General features: G+C 71.1%; 17 protein-coding genes. 10 read left to right on the forward strand and 7 right to left on the reverse strand.

Annotated elements, in window-relative coordinates:
* Positions 1–3 precede the first annotated feature (3 nt).
* The gene (locus ACIRB1_RS32535) at positions 4–1,491 is read right to left on the reverse strand and encodes an ATP-binding protein (RefSeq protein WP_403467905.1); all 1,488 of its coding nucleotides are present in this window, start codon (positions 1,489–1,491) and stop codon (positions 4–6) included.
* Between the two features lie 919 nt (positions 1,492–2,410).
* Here ACIRB1_RS32535 and ACIRB1_RS32540 point away from each other — a divergent pair.
* The 3 genes from ACIRB1_RS32540 (at position 2,411) to ACIRB1_RS32550 (ending at position 8,561) form a co-directional block, all read left to right on the forward strand.
* Positions 2,411–2,857, forward strand: a complete 447-nt coding sequence (locus tag ACIRB1_RS32540) for a DUF3052 domain-containing protein (RefSeq protein WP_403467906.1) — start codon at positions 2,411–2,413, stop codon at positions 2,855–2,857.
* 106 nt (positions 2,858–2,963) lie between these two features.
* Positions 2,964–3,857 carry a glycosyltransferase gene (locus ACIRB1_RS32545; RefSeq protein ID WP_352184012.1) on the forward strand — a complete coding sequence of 298 codons (894 nt, stop codon included), beginning with the start codon at positions 2,964–2,966 and terminating at the stop codon, positions 3,855–3,857.
* Between the two features lie 540 nt (positions 3,858–4,397).
* On the forward strand, positions 4,398–8,561 hold the full coding sequence (locus ACIRB1_RS32550) for a BTAD domain-containing putative transcriptional regulator (protein ID WP_403467907.1): 4,164 nt from the start codon (positions 4,398–4,400) through the stop codon (positions 8,559–8,561).
* A gap of 4 nt (positions 8,562–8,565) precedes the next feature.
* On the opposite strand, the gene ACIRB1_RS32555 is transcribed toward ACIRB1_RS32550, so the two are convergent.
* A complete protein-coding gene (locus ACIRB1_RS32555; RefSeq protein WP_403467908.1) occupies positions 8,566–10,254 on the reverse strand; it encodes a bifunctional 3'-5' exonuclease/DNA polymerase in 1,689 nt (562 codons plus the stop codon).
* 394 nt (positions 10,255–10,648) lie between these two features.
* Here ACIRB1_RS32555 and ACIRB1_RS32560 point away from each other — a divergent pair, with 394 nt between their 5' ends.
* On the forward strand, positions 10,649–11,773 hold the full coding sequence (locus tag ACIRB1_RS32560) for a DUF2786 domain-containing protein (protein ID WP_403467909.1): 1,125 nt from the start codon (positions 10,649–10,651) through the stop codon (positions 11,771–11,773).
* Positions 11,774–11,819: 46 nt separating this feature from the next.
* Here ACIRB1_RS32560 and ACIRB1_RS32565 read toward each other — a convergent pair whose 3' ends face one another.
* The 4 genes from ACIRB1_RS32565 to rpmB all read right to left on the reverse strand — a co-directional run bounded on the left by ACIRB1_RS32565 (position 11,820) and on the right by rpmB (position 13,543).
* On the reverse strand, positions 11,820–12,338 hold the full coding sequence (locus ACIRB1_RS32565; protein WP_352184016.1) for a DUF4232 domain-containing protein: 519 nt from the start codon (positions 12,336–12,338) through the stop codon (positions 11,820–11,822).
* A gap of 81 nt (positions 12,339–12,419) precedes the next feature.
* Entirely contained in the window at positions 12,420–12,926 is a 507-nt protein-coding gene (locus ACIRB1_RS32570; RefSeq protein WP_403467910.1) for a hypothetical protein, read from the reverse strand.
* Between the two features lie 75 nt (positions 12,927–13,001).
* Positions 13,002–13,307 (reverse strand): 30S ribosomal protein S14, encoded by a 306-nt coding sequence (gene rpsN, locus ACIRB1_RS32575; RefSeq protein WP_403467911.1) that lies wholly within the window; start codon positions 13,305–13,307, stop codon positions 13,002–13,004.
* Positions 13,307–13,543 (reverse strand): 50S ribosomal protein L28, encoded by a 237-nt coding sequence (gene rpmB / locus ACIRB1_RS32580; protein ID WP_403467912.1) that lies wholly within the window; start codon positions 13,541–13,543, stop codon positions 13,307–13,309. Before rpmB ends, rpsN begins: the two co-directional genes overlap by 1 nt.
* Before the next feature lie 75 nt (positions 13,544–13,618).
* Here rpmB and rpmG point away from each other — a divergent pair, with 75 nt between their 5' ends.
* From rpmG to ACIRB1_RS32605, 5 genes are all read left to right on the forward strand, one after another.
* Positions 13,619–13,783, forward strand: a complete 165-nt coding sequence (gene rpmG / locus ACIRB1_RS32585) for a 50S ribosomal protein L33 (protein WP_403467913.1) — start codon at positions 13,619–13,621, stop codon at positions 13,781–13,783.
* 5 nt (positions 13,784–13,788) lie between these two features.
* Positions 13,789–14,037 carry a type B 50S ribosomal protein L31 gene (locus tag ACIRB1_RS32590; protein WP_403467914.1) on the forward strand — a complete coding sequence of 83 codons (249 nt, stop codon included), beginning with the start codon at positions 13,789–13,791 and terminating at the stop codon, positions 14,035–14,037.
* 2 nt (positions 14,038–14,039) lie between these two features.
* Positions 14,040–15,362 carry a GTP-binding protein gene (locus tag ACIRB1_RS32595; protein ID WP_403467915.1) on the forward strand — a complete coding sequence of 441 codons (1,323 nt, stop codon included), beginning with the start codon at positions 14,040–14,042 and terminating at the stop codon, positions 15,360–15,362.
* A 2-nt stretch (positions 15,363–15,364) separates the two neighbouring features.
* The gene (gene rpsR / locus ACIRB1_RS32600; RefSeq protein WP_329554331.1) at positions 15,365–15,598 is read left to right on the forward strand and encodes a 30S ribosomal protein S18; all 234 of its coding nucleotides are present in this window, start codon (positions 15,365–15,367) and stop codon (positions 15,596–15,598) included.
* Positions 15,599–15,885: 287 nt separating this feature from the next.
* Positions 15,886–16,104, forward strand: coding sequence for a DUF397 domain-containing protein (locus ACIRB1_RS32605; protein ID WP_051105974.1), 219 nt, complete (start codon positions 15,886–15,888; stop codon positions 16,102–16,104).
* Positions 16,105–16,170: 66 nt separating this feature from the next.
* On the opposite strand, the gene ACIRB1_RS32610 is transcribed toward ACIRB1_RS32605, so the two are convergent.
* Entirely contained in the window at positions 16,171–16,662 is a 492-nt protein-coding gene (locus ACIRB1_RS32610; protein WP_352184023.1) for an ATP-binding protein, read from the reverse strand.
* Positions 16,663–17,036: 374 nt separating this feature from the next.
* Between ACIRB1_RS32610 and ACIRB1_RS32615 the strand changes: the two genes are divergently transcribed.
* On the forward strand, positions 17,037–17,861 hold the full coding sequence (locus ACIRB1_RS32615) for a helix-turn-helix transcriptional regulator (protein ID WP_352184089.1): 825 nt from the start codon (positions 17,037–17,039) through the stop codon (positions 17,859–17,861).
* Positions 17,862–17,935: the final 74 nt, after the last annotated feature.

Below are 17,935 nucleotides of genomic sequence, written 5' to 3' on the forward strand. Positions count from 1 at the left end.
GGGTCACCTGCTCCAGAAACCCTGGAGCTGATCGAAGGGAGACATGGTTCGGAGGCGATCTCGGGCGGACGCCGGTGAACGTCCTCCTGAGACGAGCGACTCGAAGATTCGCTGTGCGACCTCGACCGCTGCGCTGTCGGCGACGCCCGGACCGCCGAACGGCTCGGGATCGTCGCTGCTGTCCGTCTCGTGCATCACTCGGAGGGCGGTGACCGGGATGGTCTCCTCAAGGAGAAGCAGCAGGGCGCGCACGTCCGCGGCGCTGTTTCCTCCGGGACGCAGTGCTGCCTGCACCAGCGGATGACTTCGGTTGATCTTGCAGACGACCCTGTCGTCGGGCCGACGTACGAGCCATGCGTACGCCAGTGGGTCGCCGTGGGTACGTGCGGCGATCTGGCCCCGGCGTTTAAGGACCTCCGCGGCGGTGGCCCGCGCATTGCGTGCGTGGCGGTTGAGGTGCGAGCGGAGGCTGACCGGAGGGACGACGCTCGACTTCCTCACGTCGACACCCCACTCGGCGTCCGTCTCGGTGGGGATGTCGATGGCGATGCGCGCCAGGTTGTACTTCTCCTCGCGCCGCATGCCACGTTGTCCGAGCCAGTCACCTGCGAGGATCAGCCGGTTGCGGCGGTAGACGTAGAAACCCTGCTGGTCGAGCCAGCCCTCCGGACCGGCGGCCTGGTCGTACTCCTCGGGAGTCAGCCTCTGGGCGCTGGGGAGGACGAACGCCTCGACCTTCACGAAGCTGCCGTTAAGGGGGAGTTCCTCGGAGGGCAGGCGCTGTACTGAGGGGTGGTTGCTCATGAACGGGTCCCAAGGCTCCACCAGGGTTCCCCGGACCTGCAGGTTGCGGCGGCGGGTTCCGGTGAGGAAGCGGGCGAAGACCATGCCGAGGTGCGATTCCGTGCGGGTTGCCTCGGCGTAGAACTGCTTCTGCGTGCCTTCGTCGTCCAGGCTGGCGCTGTCCGTGCGATAGCCGTTGAGTCGTCTCCAGAGCACGATGGTGCCGTGATCGGAAGAACCTCGGAGTCTGGCGAGCACGTCCATCGTGTCGTCATCGGCCCCGTGAAGCAGCCGCCACTGGCCGGAGCCCTCGACGACGTCGAGATCCCACGTCCGGGTGTGCCACTCGCCGTCCTTGGCCGTCGTGACCGTGAGCTGTCTGGCCTGGGAGAACGAGGCGGACTTGAGTCCGACACCGAAACGGCCCAGGTCGGTGGAGGAGCGTGCGGTCGCAGGTCCTCGGGCTGCCACGGTCATGGCCGTGACGAGCTCCTCGGCCGTCATGCCCCAGCCGTCGTCCACGACGGCGATCCACGAGTCGGCTCCAGCCCAGGTGAACTCGACATCGATGTTTTTGGCCTCGACGGAGATGCTGTTGTCCACGAGGTCTGCGACGGCCGCGGGGAGCGAGTAGCCAAGGGAGCTGAGCGAGGCCACCATGCCTGCCGGCTCGGGAGCTGCGATGTCGTATGCGATGGGTGTTTCCACTGCTTCCCCGTTACGGCCGCTTCTCGAAGTGGAGGCTGTCCCGGAGACGCACTGGAACGAAGCGGGCGAGCACCTCTCAACAGGGGGCAGCTCTCCGCAGATGTGAGTTCCCGCCCCAAAAACTGATGGTACGTGAGCGTTACCTGTTCGGACCGGCGTTCTGGGACTTTTCACGTGCAGTGGGCAATGAACTTCGGACCCGTTCGCGGAGTCGAGGGCCACTACGCTGATCCCCGGGCTCGCCGAAGTGGCCCTTGGCTCTGGTCGTCTTCATGGGGTGTTGCTTCCCGGCTGCACGTGACCATGCCAGCCGTGGCCTCGGCCTCCTTGCCGGTCGAGGTCTACCTCGGTCGGGTCTGAGCTTCGAACCACCGAGCGGGGTGCCGATGTGCGTGAGCGCTGCGTGAGCGGACTGGGCGGCACGAGGGCGGATCAGCAGTCACGCCGGTCGTGGTCACAAGTCCATGACCAGCTGAAACGTCATCCAGCGTCACGCCCCGGCACCACCCGTCACGATCATGCAGGCCCTCGTAATGCGTAGGTCTCGGGTTCGAATCCCGAAGGCGGCTCTGCCGAAGCCTCAGGACTCACTCGCCGTGACCTGGGGCTTTTGCTTTGCTCGGGGTCAGTCGGGGCGGGGGCCCGTACCCCGGGCCACCTTCCACCCGAGGTCGCCGACCGCGAGCGCGACGGGCCTCCGCGATGTCGACTCCGTCACCTGCAAGGCCGGCTCGGACGACTTCTCGTGCTGCACCTGCACCTGCACGCTCAAGGTCGCCCAGGTCGGGAGACGGGCGCCCGGGCTCTCCGTTACCGTCACCCCGGACGGACGGACGGAGGGCGGACGGCCGGTCGGACGGACGACAGGCCTGCCGTGGTAGGCCGTCGCGTTCCTGGCGCCTGACCGGAGGTCCACGGCATGGTCAACTCTCCTACGGCAGCCGGTGGTTACTCCGGCACCCCGCTCGCGAAGAAGATCGGCGTCAAGCCCGGTCACCGGGTGGGGCTGCGGCACGCCCCCGAGGGCTGGGCCATCCCCGGGCTTCCCGGCGGCTGTGAGGTCAGCGCCGGTGGGCCGCGTGGCGCGGATGTGACCGTGGCCTTCTACCGCGAACGGCGGCAACTCGACGCGGAGGGGCCGGAGCTGGTCCGCGAGCTCGCCGACACCGCCATGCTGTGGATCGCCTGGCCGCGCAAGGCCGCCGGGCATACGAGCGACCTCACCGAGAATCATCTGCGGGACCTCTTCCTCCCACTCGGTGTCGTCGACGTGAAGGTCGCCTCCCTGGGGGACGACTGGTCGGGGCTGAAGTTCGTGCGACGGAGGGAAAACCGGCAAAGCGACAACAAAGGTCCCGCAAAATGAACTTGAGTCGGAGCAACCGGTCGACCTGAGGCAACATCTTGGTGAACGGCGAGTGCTGCGCGGTCAGGGCGCGGGCATCGCCGGATGGCCGGATGGAGTGAGAGACGTGGTCGAGCCGAGGATCGCCGTCGCCGTGGTGACCATGGGAAACCGGCCCGCAGAGGTCGACGCGCTCCTCGAGTCCGTGGCCAAGCAGGACCTCCCGCCCACCCGCATCGTGATCGTCGGAAACGGCTGCCGGCTCCCCGAGTTCGCCGCCCGGCTCTCCCTGCCCGGCGAGGTCACCACCATCGACGTCGACGAGAACCTCGGCTGCCCCGGCGGCCGCAACGTGGCCCTGGCCCGGCTCCGCGCGTTCGGTGACGTGGACGTCGTAGTGGAACTCGACGACGACGGCCTCCTCGTCGACGCGGACGTGCTGCGCCGGGTGCGCGATCTGTACGCGGCCGAACCCCGCCTGGGCATCGTCGGGTTCAGGATCGCCGACGAGTACGGGGAGACCCAGCGGCGCCATGTGCCGCGGGTCGGCGCGGGCGATCCCATGCAGGGCGGCTACGTCACCGGGTTCCTCGGCGGTGGCCACGCGCTCAGCATGGCGATGCTCGCCGAGACGGGGGACTGGCCGGCCGAGTTCTTCTTCGCGCACGAGGAGACCGACCTCGCCTGGCGGGCCGCCGACGCCGGCTGGAGCATCCTCTACGCCCCCGAGCTGCTCCTCCAGCACCCCAAGACCTCACCTGCCCGGCACGCCATCTACTACCGGGTCACCGCCCGCAACCGCGTCTGGCTGGTCCGCCGCCGCCTCCCGCTCGCGCTGATCCCGGTCCACCTGGGCATCTGGATGCTGCTCACGCTCGTACGGACACGATCGGCCGCCGGGCTGCGGGCGTGGTTCGGCGGTTTTGTGGAGGGCGTGCGGGAAGGGGCGGGGGAGCGGCGGCCGATGCGGTGGCGGACGGTGTGGCGGCTGACGCGGCTGGGGCGACCGCCTGTTGTCTGACCCGAGCGGGCAGTAGTGCCCGTCGTGCGTCGGGGGCGCCCGGCCACCCCGCAACACCCTCACTAACCGCAACAACTGCACTGACCGCAACGACCGTAGAACCTCCGCACCTCAATACCCGTGGTGCTTCAGTGCTTCAGTGCCTCGAAGGTAAGGGACGAGGGCCCCGGTCGTTCACCTCCGACGACCGGGGCCCTCTCGCGTCCCCCGGACCCGGCCGCGACGGCGACACTCCCCCGAGCTGCGCGTCGTACGCGCGCGCCCTCGGGCCAGATCCGATGAAGTGATCACATCAGGTCGCACCAACGGATCGCTAACATGTGGCCAACGGTGCGCGGGATGCTCGCAAGCCGTGTGGCCTGAAGTCGCCTCACGGTCACGGGAGACGGCGGGTACGGTAGCGGATTCCGGCCTCCGGCGGCCGGTGCAAGGTGGCGGGAAACCGCTGTGGACGGGGCGGTTATCCGCCAGCGACGGCGGAACCTCCGCCGCGGAGCACGGCCGTGCGAGGCCGCGCGGAAAGGTGACGGGTTCGGTGTGATGCGGTGCGAGCTGCGGTTCGGACTGCTCGGCACGCCTGTCCTTTTCGACCCGGTCGACCACGGCCACGGCCATGACCGCGACGACGCCGTGCACCCCGTGGGCAGCCCCAAGGTGCGGACCCTGCTGGCCGCGCTGCTCCTCGAACCCGGCCGGGTGGTCTCCGTCGACGCCCTCAAGGACGCACTGTGGGGCGGTGCACCGCCGGCGTCCGCGCACGCGTCCCTCCACAACCACGTGACCCGCCTGCGCCGACTCCTCGACGACCCGGAACGGTTGCGCGCGGTACCGCCCGGCTACGTCCTCCGCGTCGACGACGGTGAACTGGACGTCCACGTCTTCGAGACCCACGTCGCTACGGCCCGTTCGGCGCACGCGGCGGGGGACTGGCCCGGCACTGTCCGCGCCTGCACGGCGGCCCTCGCCCTCTGGCGCGGCACCCCGCTCAGCGGCCTCCCCGCCGAACTCGGCGGCTACGCCCTCGCCCAACGCCTCACCGAGGCGCGACTCCTCGTCCTCGAATGGCGCTACGACGCGGAGTTGGCCCTCGGCGGCGAACGACTCGGCGTGCTCGTACCGGAGTTGGCCGCGCTGGTCGCCGACCATCCGCTCCGCGAGTCCTTCCACCGCCAACTGATGCTCGCCCTCCACCACACCGGCCGCCAGGCGGAGGCCCTCGCCGTCCACCGGGATCTGCGCAACCGGCTGCTTGACGAGCTGGGGATTGAGCCGGGGGCGGGGGTTCGGGGGGCGCACGCGGAGGTTCTGCGGGGGGAGGACCCGCGTGGGGCGGGTGTGCGGGATGCGCGCGCGGTGATGCCGCGGGGTACGGAGGGTGCGGGAGACGCGGGAGGCGTGGGAGGCGTGGGATCTCCCGCGCGGGGTGGCAGGGGAGCGGGGGCGGAAGGGGTGTTGGGCGCGGGGGGCGCCGGGCGAGCTGAGGACGCCGATCGTGCCGGGGGCGTCGAGGATGCCGAGGGCGGCGGGCGCGTCGAGGGTGCCGGGCGCGTCGAAGACGCTGAGGGTTCCGAGGGTGCTGAAGACATCGGGGGTGCTGGGGACGCCGGTCGCACTGGGCGCGCCGGGGCTTCGAGGCAGGGTCACACTGGTGCGGCTGGTGCGGCTGGTGCGGCTGGTGCGGCTGGTGCGGCTGGTGCGGCTGGAGCCGCCGGTGACGTCGCTGCGGACGAGCTGGTGGACGGGGCTCACTCGCCCGCGTCCGATTCCCCCGCGCCGCTCGCCCCCGGCGCCCGCGCCTACGCGCTCGACTCCTACCCGCGTGCGGTTGGCGCCCCGGATGTCCCCGCGCCCGACGCCCTCGTCCCGCACGCCTCCGCCACCCCCGCGCCCGGCTCCCACTCACCCAAGCCCAACGCCCCTGTCCCACCCGCCTCGGATGCCACCACCCCCAACACCCCCGTCCCCCCACTCACCCCCCACCCGCCGACACCCACCTCCTACATCCCCGCCACCCCCAACTCCCCCTCCCACAAACCCAGTTCCAACCCCACTGCCTCCGACCCCGACCTCGCCCCCGCCCCGCAGGACCACCCGACCCCCCACACCCCACCCCGCCTAGCCCAACTCCCACCCCCACCAGCCCACTTCACCGGCCGGGACGACACCCACCGCGCCCTGTACGAAACCCTCGCGCCCCGCTCGACCGACCCCCACTCCCACCCCCTCGCCGTAGTCACCGGCATGGCCGGCGTAGGCAAGAGCGCCCTCGCGTTGTACACGGCGCACGCGGTGAAGGATCGTTTCCCCAACGGGCAGTTGTATGTGAACCTGCACGGCGCGACCCCCGGAATGACCCCCCTCACCTCCGGCCAGGCACTCCACGCCCTGCTCCGTGACCTCGGTGTCGAACCCCGTCACATCCCCGAACACCCGGACGCGGCAACCGCGTTGCTCCGTTCGCTGCTCGCCCCGACCCGCACGCTGATGGTGTTGGACGACGCCGAGAACGCCGCTCAGGTACGCCCGTTGCTGCCGGCCGGCACCGGTTGCGCGGTGATCGTCACCAGCCGTTCGCCGCTGACCACGCTCGACGGTGCCCGCCGCTTCCCGCTGACACCCCTGTCCGGCGAGGACAGCGCGGCGCTGCTGCGTGCCGTATCCGGCCGGGACGGTCTCGACGCGGCCCACCCGCTCGTCGAACTCACCGGCCGTCTCCCGCTCGCCCTGCGTGTCGTCGCCGCCAGGCTCGCCGCCCGCCGGGCCCTCACCCCGGATTTCCTGGCCGGTCAACTGGCCGCCACGGAAAGCCGGTTGCACCATCTGGAGTACGACGACCTCAGCGTCCGCCGTTCGCTGGCCGTGGCCCACGACGCCCTCGCCGCCTCGCAGCGCCGGACCGACCGCGACGCGGCCCTCGCCCTGCGCCACATCGGCACCCTCGACCTCCCGTCGTACGGCGCCCCCCTGCTCGCCCGCCTCGCCGGCACCGATGAACGCCGTACCGAATCCGCCCTCGACCGCCTCGTGGACGTAGCCCTCCTGGAGGAGACGGCGTACGGCCGGTACACCCCCCACGACCTGGTCCGGGACTTCGCCCGCGAACTGGCCGCCACCGCCGGGCAGCGCAACACCGTCACGGACACCGGTCCGCCCATTCCCGCCGCAGACGCCGACCCAGGTATCCCAGGTACTCCGACCCGGGCGACGACACCACACAGCCCGTCCGCGAGCGCCGAACCCCGCACCCTCCCCGCGACAGCCACCCCGCACAGCCCACCCGCCAACGCCGACCCCCGCACCCCCGCCCCCGCCGCGACAGCCACCCCGCACAGCCCACCCGCCAACGCCGACCCCCGCACCCCCACCCCGGCAGCCAACCCGCACAGCACCCCCGCGAGAACCGAGCCGCCCCCTCCCTCCACCCCCGACCCCACCGACACCGCCCTGGCCTGGTACGCGGCCCGCGCCGAACACACCCTCACCGCGATCGTCGAACCCGGTCTCGATCGGGACGACCGGCGTCGGCCGACCGCCGCTCAACTGGCTGGGCATATCGACGAAGTTGCCGCCACCGACTCCTTCCCCCGTCCCGAAGACGCCTTCGCCTGGGGTGACTTGGAGCTGGAGAACGTCGTCGCGCTCGTGACCCGGTACCGCGACACCCCCGACCCCCGCCGTGCCGCCCACGTCTCGACCCTCGTCCGGCTGCTCTTCCCCTACGTCCTGCGCAGCGGCCGCGTCGCCGAGATGGAGGTGCTCGGCCGGGCCGCCCTCGACGCGGCGCGGCGGCTCGGGGACGCGGCGGCGGAGGCGTACGCGCTCGGAGACCTCGCCGGACTGCACTTCCTGACCGGTCGGCAGAGCGAGGCGCTCGGTCTCAACGACCAGGCCCTCGCGATCTGGTGGCGTCTGGACGCCCTCTCCTGGATCCGCCGCTGCCTCAACAATCGCGGCCTGCTCCTCGAAGGCCTGGGCCGTTACGCCGAGTCGGGCGTCGCCCTGCGCCAAAGCCTCGCCTACTCACGGCAGTTGAACGACCCGTACGGCGAGGCCGTGACCCACAGCCACCTCGGCAACCTGTACGAACACACCGACCCCCGCGCCGCCATCGAGCAGCACCGCCGTTCTCTCGCGATCGGCAACGAGATCGGCGCCGTCATCGTGCAGCACTCCGCGCACTGCAACATCGGCTACGCCCACCTCACCCTCGGCGAACCGGCCGCCGCCGTACCGCACTTCGAGGAGAGCCTCCGCATTCTCGGCGGCCACGGGGACTGGCACGGCGAGTCCCAGACCCGTCTCGGCCTGGTCCGCGCCCTCCGCCTCCTCGGTCACACCGACACCGACACCGACACCGACACCGACACCGAGCGCTCGTTCGCCGAAGGCTCCTACGCCGAACGCGCCGCCGCCGAAGACGCCCCCGTCACCTCCCTCAACACCACCCGCGCCCACACCACCCGCGCCCACACCGAATGCACCGAGCTCCTCCGCCGGGCCGACGCCCGCGCCGACCGCTACATGGGCGGCCTCGCCCGCCACCAACTCGGCCTGCTGCTGAGGGAACTGGGCCGCGAGAAGGAGGCCCACGACCAATGGCGCATCGCCCTCGACGCCCTCGACGGCACGGACGAGAAGGCCGTCGTCCAGGAACTCGGCGAGCTGTTGTCGCAGGGTGACGCGCGTCGACCGTCCCGGTCGTAGGGCCCTATTTCGCGTCGGCGTAGCACTGGACGACCGCCACCGTGAAGGGGAATCGGACCGGTGTCTCGCCGAACGTGAGCCGGCCGGCGAGGTCGGCCGCCTCGCGTATCGCGGTGGCCACCGTCTCGGCCTCCGCCTCGGGGCAGTGCACGATCACCTCGTCGTGCTGGAAGAAGACCAGCTCGGCCGCCAGCTCCGCGCAGGACCGGCGGAGCGCGGCGAGCATCAGCAGGGCCCAGTCGGCCGCGCTGCCCTGGACGACGAAGTTGCGGGCGAAACGGCCGCGGGCGCGGGAGTTGGTGGACGCGTAACCCGGCACCCAGCCCTGGTCGGCGGGGGCCGTGACCGGATCGTCCTGGGGGATGCCCGCCTCCTCCGCCGCGTCCTCGCCCCCGGCGACCGGCGGGCAGGTCCGCCCGAGCCAGGTCCGGACGAGCCGCCCCTCCTCGCCGGCCCGCGCGGCGTCGTCGACGTAGGCCACCGCCTTGGGGAAGCGGCGTCTGAGCGCGGCGAGGTTCTTGAGGCCGTCGCCGGAGGTCTGGCCGTAGACCGCGCCGAGCACGGCGATCTTGGCCTGGTCGCGGTCGCCGGAGAAGGCGCGCTCGGACACGGACTGGTAGAGGTCGGTCGCGCGGCCGGCGACCTCCATCAGCCCGGGGTCGCGGGAGATCGCGGCGAGGACGCGCGGCTCCATCTGGTCGGCGTCGGCGACGACGAGCCGCCAGCCGGGGTCGGCCACCACGGCACGCCGGATGACCTTGGGGATCTGGAGGCCGCCTCCGCCGTTGGTGACCCAGCGCCCGGTGACCGTCCCGCCCGCGAGGAACTCCGGCCGGAACCGCCCGTCCCGCACCCAGTCCTGGAGCCAGGACCAGCCGTGGGCGACCCAGATGCGGTACAGCTTCTTGTACTCCAGCAGCGGCTTCACTGCCGGGTGGTCGAGAGACTGGATCTCCCAGCGGCGGGTCGATCTGACCTTGATCCCGGCCTCGGCGAAGGCCTTGACCACATCGGCGGGCAGATCCGGCCGCACCCGTCTCCCGAAGGCGACGGACACCTCGTCGGCCAACTCGGCCAGCCGCCGTGGCTCACCGCCGCCCGCGTACCGGTCGCCCAGCAGTTCGTGCAGCATCTCCCGGTGCACCTCGGCGCTCCACGGCAGCCCCGCCCGGTTCATCTCGGCGGCGACCAGCATCCCCGCCGACTCGGACGCGGTGAGCAGGCGCATGCGGTCGGGGTAGGTGGTGGCGTCATGGCGGCGCTGCTGCTCGGCGTAGACCGTGAGCAGGTCGGTGAGGGGGAGGTGGACGCTCTGCGGTTCGAACAGGGAGGACTGCGCGCCCGGTTCGGCGGCGCGCTGCGGCGGGTCCGGCGGCACCGGCCCGCCCCGCGAACGGGCCAGCGCCGCGGCGGCCGACCGGGGTTCGCCGTGCCGCCCCTCGTGGCCCAGGAGGAGGGTCTCGGCGTCCTCCACGTCGTAGCACCGCTCCACCCGCACCCCCGCGGCGAGCAGTGACGGATACACCTCCGCCGTGGAGCGCCACACCCATCGGCTGACGTCCGGCCGCGCGCGCACGGCCTCGACCAGGTCCGGCTCGCGCAGCACCGGCCCCGCGGGCAGCCCGTCCGGACCGAGGGCGGCGACCTCCGCACCGCCACCCTCGGCCGGGGCGAGCGCCCAGCGATCGGTCATGTCAGCGAGTGTGGCACGCAGGTCTGACAACGCCCCCGACCTGCACGAACGGGCTCGCGGACGGAGTCGTTCACCGGGCACCCGAGCGAGGAAGCATCAGGCGCCCACACGGCCACCCGCAGCACCTCGCCCTCTGCCCAACGGCCGTAAATCCGCGAGGAGTTGCTTATCCACAGGGTGTGGACGACCCGCACCCACGACGGACGAGAACGACCACAGAGTCCCCGCTCCCCCTGAACCCACGCCCCCGATGCCCACCCAGGGGCGCGGGGAACTGCGCGACCAGCCCCCACGAACCACAACCCACGCCCGAACACCCCCCGCCCCAGAAACCCCCGAGCCCACCCCACCCCACCGCAACCCACCCCACTCCACCCCATGGCACGATCACCAGATGACCGGCACCACCCCCACCCCCATCGAGCGCGCCTTCGAAGCCGCCCTCTACAACGACACCCATGAAGCCCTGGACGCGGGCGCCTCGATCCTCGCCGCCGATCCCGCGTCGGACGCCGAACTCGCGCGCCGAGGGCGGGAGTTCGTCGCGGCGGCCTGGCGGCGTGGGTGGCAGCCCGCGGATGTCGTGCGGCTGGTGCGGCGGGAGTTGGAGGACGTCCACGTACGGCTCGTCTCGGCGCTGATCCGAGCCCAGGCGCCGGACGACCGGGCACGCGGCCCCCGCTGGGCGGCGCAGCTCGACGAACTGACCGCCGACGAACCGCCCCGCACGGACCGTTTCACGCACGCCACCACCGTGCTGGAGCTCTACCGCCTGCTGCTGCGCCTGCCGAGCCTCGAACCCCTGGAGGAACAGCGACCGCGGGAGAACCGCCGGCCCGCCTCCCGCATGCTCACCCGTATCCGCGCCCTGCTCGCGAAGGCGGAGGCGACCGGGTTCCCGGAGGAGGCGGAGGCGCTCAGTGCCAAGGCGCAGGAGCTGATGGCGCGGCACAGTATCGACGAGGCGCTGCTCGACGCGCAGGCCCCGGCGAAGGACGCGCCCGGCGCGTGCCGGATCGGGGTCGAGGCGCCGTACGAGCAGGCGAAGGCCGTGCTGCTGGACGCGGTCGCCGGCGCGAACCACTGCCGGGCCGTGTGGAACGAGGCCTTCGGGTTCTCGACCGTCGTCGGTTTCGAGGGCGACCTGGAGGTCGTCGAACTCCTCTACACGTCGCTGCTCGTGCAGGCCACCTCCGCGATGACCCGGGCAGAGGCGGCCCAGCGCGCGGGTGGCAGCCGACGGACGAAGACCTTCCGGCAGTCCTTCCTCGCCGCCTACGCCCACCGCATCGGCACCCGGCTGGCCGAGGCCGCCGAGACGCAGGTCACCGACGACCTCCTCCCCGTCCTGGCCACCCGCGAGGTCGCCGTCACCGACCGCGTCGACGCGATGTTCCCGGAGACGACCACGACCCGCCTGCGCGGGGTCACCGACGAGGCGGGCTGGACGGAGGGCGCCGAGGCGGCGGACCGGGCCCAGGTCAGGTCCCGGCCCCGACTCGGGGACCAGGGGCACTAGGGGTATTAGGGGTCCTAGGGGTACCGGTGGTTCCTGGGGGACGTCGTCAGTCGCCGGCCTGGGTGAAGGCGCTCACCGAGGCCTCCGCGTCGCTCACGTCGCCCTTGCCCTGGACGGGCCCGTACGACCACTTGTAGTCGGCGCTGTCGCTGCTGCCCGGCAGGGTGACGACGAGCTTCGTCGCGGCCAGGCTCAGCTTGTCGCCCGCCTTGCCGCGGACGTAGGTGATGGTGAAGGAGGCCGCGTCGCCCTTGGCGAGCCGCAGCTTCTGCGCCGTGGCGCCCTTCAGCGTGGGCAGGGCGACCTTGGTGCCGCCGGCCTCCAAGGTGGCGCCCGGGAAGCCGTTCAGGTCGCACGGCTTGCTCTGGTTGGTGAGCGAGACGGGCACCTCGCCCGTGTCACCGGCTGCCGGAGCGGTACTGGCGGGACCGACCTGGACGGAGACCCCGTCGAACGAGCAGGCCGAGCCGTTCTTGCCGTCGGACGAGCTGCCGCCGCCACTGTCGCAGGCGGTCAGGAGCAGAGCCGAGGCGAGTGCGGCGACGGCGAGGGGAATGGTGCGCATGAGGGGATCATCCCGCACCCGTCGCCCCTCCGCCGCCCGCCCCACCCCCGGGAGCCATGACGGGCCGACGCCCCCCGTCCCCTACGACCCCAGACTCGCCGTGGGCAGCCCGGACGGAAACTTCCCGCCCTCCGCCCGCGTGTACGCCTCCTTGCCGAGACTCCCCGACCAGGTGACCGCGAGCGCCGACTTGCTGACGGAGTCGACCATTCCGGTGGCGCGGGTCTTCGTGCCGTCCGTGCACTTGAGGTGGATCATCCGCATGCCCGCCTCCTCACCGGCCGTCCCGCTGCACACGCTGCCGCCGGTGGTGAACAGCGCGGCCTGCTTGCCGGTGATCACCAGGGCGACGGCCTTGCCGCCGGTCGTGGCGAGCCAGCTGCCCTGAAGCCCGTCGGACGCGGCCGACGGGCTGCTGCCGGAGCCACCGGAGTCCGCCGTCGCGGTGGACGTCGGGGACGCGCTCGGCGTGGACGACGAGTCGTCCGAGGAGCCACCGCTGCACCCGGTCAGGACGAGCGCGCCCACCAGTCCCGCGGCAGCCGCCGCTGTCCGTACCGTCGACACCGTCGAAATCGCCGTAGTCACTGGTAGCTCCCAAGCTGTAGCCGGACGGCCGCCCGGTCGGCCTTGGCCGGAACGACCGCAGCAAGTTACCAGGGGTCACCAGGAGGACTTGCGGACGCCGGGCAGGTATCCGCTGTGAGCTTGGCCGCGCAGGTTCACCCGGGACAGTCCGAAGGCGCGGAAGTAGCCGCGGGGCCGCCCGTCGATCTGGTCGCGGTTGCGCACACGCGTGGCGCTCGCATCCCTCGGCTGGCGCCCCAACTCCCGCTGCGCGGCGGCCCGTTCAGTTGCCGTCGAACCGGGCCGCCGGACGATCTCCTTCAGTTCGGCCCGCCGTGCCGCGTACCGCGCGACGGTCTCCCGCCGCCGCTCGTTCGCCGCGATCCTGCTCTTCTTTGCCATCAGATCCTCACCCCGCGCTCGCGGATCCGGGCCACGGCCGCCTCGACGCCGATCGCGTCGACGGTCTTGATCCCCTTCGCGCTCAGCCGCAGCCGTACGTACCGGCCCTCGCCGGGCAGCCAGTAGCGCTTGGACTGGATGTTCGGGTCGAAACGGCGCGAGGTGCGCCGGTGGGAGTGGGAGATGCGGTTGCCGAAGCTGGGCCGGGCGCCGGTCAGCATGCAGTGGGCCGACATGAGTGACGTACCTCTCCTCGATCGGGGTCGTAGCCAGTGATGCTAATGGAATTCATTTTCAGTAAGGTATCAGCCATGGCTCGCAACGAACTCCGCCCGGTCGTCAAGCTCCGGTCCACGGCCGGCACCGGCTACACCTACGTGACCCGCAAGAACCGCAGGAACGACCCCGACCGCCTGGTCCTGCGCAAGTACGACCCGGCCGCCGGCCGCCACGTCGACTTCCGAGAGGAGCGCTGACCCCGATGCGCGCGAACACCCACCCGCCCTACGGCCCCGTCGTCTTCCGGGACCGGGCCGCGGGTCACGCTTTCCTCACCCGCTCGACGATGACGAGCACGCGGACGATCGAGTGGGAGGACGCCCACACCTACCCCGTCGTGGACGTCGAGATCTCCAACGTCAGCCACCCCTTCTACACCGGCACGGCCCGCGTCCTGGACACGGCCGGCCGGGTGGAGCGCTTCGAGCGCCGGTACGGGAAGCAGGCCTGACGGTGTCCGACCTCTCCGTCGTGATCGTCGCCGGCCTGCACGCCGAGGCCCGCGGAGCGACCGTCGCCCGCCTCCTCCACGACGTCCCCGGCAGCGTCGTACTCCACCACGACCTCGCCACGGCGACCGCCGGCACGGTCGTCCGCACGGTCAGGGACGCCACCGGCATCCTCGACGCCGGTGAGACGCCCCTCGTCAACGACTGCGCGTGCTGCGCGCTCCGCGAGGACCTGGTGCCGGAACTGCGCCGACTGGCCGGGGCCGGTCAAGTCAGGCTCGCTGTCGTTGAGTTGTGGGACTCCGTCGAGCCCAAGGCGATGGCCGAGGTGATCACCTCCGGCGGCCTCACGATCACCGGCGTCATCACCGCCGTGGACCCGGCACTCCTCCTCCCGTACCTCGGCAACGGCGACGACCTCGCCACGGCCGGGCTCGCGGCGGCGGCCACGGACGAACGCACCATCGCGGACACCTTCGCCCGCCAACTGGAGTACGCCCCGATCCTCGCGGTCCTCGACTCGGACGAGACCGACGACGAAGACCGCGAGTTGCTGACGCAATTGCACCCGACGGCCCGCCAAGTCCCGCTGAGGGCGGACGACTTGAAGAGGAGCAACGACACCCCGGGCGACCACGAAGCCCCGACCCGCATTCCCACCCCGCCCACCCCCAACCCCTCAGGGGCGCGGGGAACTGCGCGACCAGCCACATCGCACCCGCACTCCGCACACAACCCCAACCACCCACCCCCGCACGACGCATCGACCTACCCAACCTCACTCCCACGCAGCGCCCTCGCCCACGCAGCCCTCGCCGGCTTCGACGTGGACGCCGCGGCCGCAGCCCAACACCCCGCCAGCGCCCTGCTCCCCGTGGACGCCGACGCCCACGGCGTGGCCACCCTCGTCTGGCACCGCCGCCGCCCCTTCCACCCGGAGCGCCTGTACGCCGCACTCGAGGACATCACCTGCGCCGCCGCCCGCAGCCGGGGCCGGTTTTGGCTCGCCGACAAGCCCGACTCGCTACTGCACTGGGACGCGGCCGGCGGCGCCCTGTGCGTGGAGAGCGCGGGCCCGTGGCTGGCCTCCTTGCCGGACGCGGCCTGGGAGTTGGTGCCGCCGGTGCGCCGCGCCGCCGCCGCGCTCGACTGGCACCCGGAGCACGGCGACTGCTGCCAGCACCTCGTCTTCACGTCCCCGGGGCTCGACCGCGACGGACTCGAACGGCTCCTGGAGTCCTGCCTGTTGACCGACGCCGAGTACGCCGCGGGCCGCGCCGCCTGGAAACGCCTCCCGCCCGCCTTCGACACCCTTCTGGAGATCTGACCGTGCCCCGCAAGCCCGAGCGCCGCCCCGCCAAGTCCCGCCGCAATCCCCTGGACGCGGCCGGCGTGACGTACATCGACTACAAGGACACCGCCCTGCTGCGGGCGTTCGTCTCCGACCGCGGCAAGATCCGCAGCCGTCGGGTCACCGGCGTATCCGCCCGGCAGCAGCGACAGTTGGCAATTGCGATCAAGAACGCGCGGGAGATGGCATTGTTGCCGTACTCGATCCGATAGGCGTTCGGAGGGAACACGAAGGCCCCCGTACGCGTCTTCCCCCGTACATGCCCTGCCCACTCCTGGGCAGACGCTGGAACGGCAACGGTAAAGCGGTCGTCAAAGCTGTAACCGGAGGACCACCCCGCGTGCACGTGCATCTGCCCATGCATCTGCACATGAACAGGGCTATGATCCGGAACAGTTGACCACTGCATCAATGGCCACACCAGCCAGTGCACAACCGGGAGCGACCTGTGGACCACCGCGTTGACAGCGTGTACTTGGGGTTCGACGTGTACAACGGCATGGCTGCCACGCAGCTGGACGGAGTGGCCTGGCAGAAGAGCCGGCACAGCAACTCGCAGGGTTCCTGCGTGGAGTTCGCGCGACTGCCCGGCGGCGACGTCGCGGTGCGCAACTCGCGCTTCCCCGACGGCCCGGCGCTCGTCTACACCCGTGCCGAGATCGAGGCGATGCTGCTCGGCATCAAGGACGGCGAGTTCGACCACCTGATCGCGGGATAGCGCGCCGACCCGCCAAGACCACGGCAACGCGCGTAGAACCGCGACCCCAAAAAGAGCCGCGGTTCCTCACGCGTTGTTCTGGGCCGGCTCGGCCTGGAGCCGGAACAGCGCCCAGACCACCTTGCCGCTGAGCGTGCCCGCCAGCGGGTGCCAGCCCCAGCCGTCGGCGAACGAGTCGACGAGGAACAGACCGCGGCCCGACTCCGCCGAGAAGTCGTCCGAGTCGCGGGCGACGGGACTGTCGTGACTGGGGTCGCGCACGGCGCACACGAGCCGCTCGGTCCACCGCATCAGGTGCAGCCGCACGGGCGGGTTCTGCTCCGGGACGCGCGGGGTGTTGGCGGGCAGCGCATGCCGCAGGGCGTTGGTGACCAACTCGGAGACGACCAGACAGACGTCGTCGAAGCGGTCGCCGATGTCCCACTGGTCGAGGGTGCGGCGGGTGAACTGCCGTGCCTCGCGCACCGCTTCGTAGCGGGCGGGCAGAGCACACGACGCGGCACTGGACACGGCCGAGGGGTCCAGCGGCGGAAGGCCCTGCCGTAACGGCTCGAGCATGGTCGATCCATTCGTCCCCATGCGAGGCACTCCCGGAATTCGCGGTCGTTGCGATGCAGCGGTGGCGCGAGACCATGGTTTCGGATGCGTACAGCAGATGCAAGGGCAGATGCACGTGCAGCTGACCGAATTGGACCCTCCCGTACCGCTTGTTGGCCATTTTTTCCGCCAACTTCACGCCGTTCTCGGGCTCCTGGCTTGCTTCTTCCTGACAACTTGCTGACGACTTCCTGTGGACAGCCGCCTCTTCTTTCCATATCTGTAATCGAACGAGTACTGCTCGAAGTGTTTTAGTGGCAGACTGCGGCCCCTGAAGACGGTTGGGGAGGCTGGCGAACGTGAGCGCGGGAGAGCCCGGATCGGTGGTGCGGCGGATGCTGCTCGGCTCGCAACTCAGGCGACTGCGGGAAGCACGTGGGATCACTCGCGAGGCCGCGGGGTACTCGATCCGCGCTTCCGAATCCAAGATCAGTCGCATGGAGCTGGGGCGAGTGAGCTTCAAGACGCGGGATGTCGAGGACCTGTTGACGTTGTACGGCATCACGGACGAGGCGGAGCGCATCTCACTCCTCTCCCTCGCGAAGGAGGCCAACGTAGCGGGCTGGTGGCACAGCTACTCCGACGTCCTGCCCAGTTGGTTCCCCACCTATGTGGGCCTGGAAGGCGCCGCCTCCCTCATCCGCGTCTACGAGGTCCAGTTCGTGCACGGGCTGCTACAGACGGAGGAGTACGCCCGCGCGGTCGTCCGGCGCGGCATGAAGGGCGCCAGCGAGGCCGACGTGGAGCGGCGGGTGGCGCTGCGCCTCGAGCGGCAGAAGTACCTGGTGAACGAGAACGCCCCGGACTTCCACATCGTCCTGGACGAGGCCGCCCTGCGCCGCCCCTACGGCGATCGCGAGGTGATGCGCGGGCAGTTGCAGCATCTGATCGAGGTCTCCGAGCACGCGAACGTCCGCCTTCAGGTGATGCCGTTCGGCTTCGGTGGCCACGCCGGTGAGTCCGGCGCCTTCACGATCCTGTCGTTCCCCGAGTCGGACCTCTCCGACGTCGTGTATCTGGAGCAGCTCACCAGTGCGCTGTACCTCGACAAGGCCGAGGACGTCTCCCAGTACGAGAAGGCGCTGAAGGAGCTCCAGCAGGACAGTCCGGGCCCGGACGAGAGCCGGGATCTTCTCCGGGGACTGCTCCAACTCTCTTGAAACACAAGTACGATGACGTGTGATCAGACCGTGATGATCGTGGGGGATAGCCCGGTCTGCTGTTGATCGTGTCT

The sequence above is a fragment of the Streptomyces sp. NPDC096013 genome (assembly GCF_044763565.1).
Classification (GTDB): Bacteria; Actinomycetota; Actinomycetes; order Streptomycetales; family Streptomycetaceae; genus Streptomyces.

Coding starts and splice junctions, on each gene's coding strand:
- ACIRB1_RS32540 (WP_403467906.1), top strand. CDS start 2,411: ATGGTCAACTCTCCTACGGCAGCCGGTGGTTACTCCGGCACCCCGCTC.
- ACIRB1_RS32550 (WP_403467907.1), top strand. CDS start 4,398: ATGCGGTGCGAGCTGCGGTTCGGACTGCTCGGCACGCCTGTCCTTTTC.
- ACIRB1_RS32555 (WP_403467908.1), bottom strand. CDS start 10,254: ATGACCGATCGCTGGGCGCTCGCCCCGGCCGAGGGTGGCGGTGCGGAG.
- ACIRB1_RS32560 (WP_403467909.1), top strand. CDS start 10,649: ATGACCGGCACCACCCCCACCCCCATCGAGCGCGCCTTCGAAGCCGCC.
- ACIRB1_RS32565 (WP_352184016.1), bottom strand. CDS start 12,338: ATGCGCACCATTCCCCTCGCCGTCGCCGCACTCGCCTCGGCTCTGCTC.
- rpsN (WP_403467911.1), bottom strand. CDS start 13,307: ATGGCAAAGAAGAGCAGGATCGCGGCGAACGAGCGGCGGCGGGAGACC.
- rpmB (WP_403467912.1), bottom strand. CDS start 13,543: ATGTCGGCCCACTGCATGCTGACCGGCGCCCGGCCCAGCTTCGGCAAC.
- rpmG (WP_403467913.1), top strand. CDS start 13,619: ATGGCTCGCAACGAACTCCGCCCGGTCGTCAAGCTCCGGTCCACGGCC.
- ACIRB1_RS32590 (WP_403467914.1), top strand. CDS start 13,789: ATGCGCGCGAACACCCACCCGCCCTACGGCCCCGTCGTCTTCCGGGAC.
- ACIRB1_RS32605 (WP_051105974.1), top strand. CDS start 15,886: ATGGCTGCCACGCAGCTGGACGGAGTGGCCTGGCAGAAGAGCCGGCAC.
- ACIRB1_RS32610 (WP_352184023.1), bottom strand. CDS start 16,662: ATGCTCGAGCCGTTACGGCAGGGCCTTCCGCCGCTGGACCCCTCGGCC.
- ACIRB1_RS32615 (WP_352184089.1), top strand. CDS start 17,037: ATGCTGCTCGGCTCGCAACTCAGGCGACTGCGGGAAGCACGTGGGATC.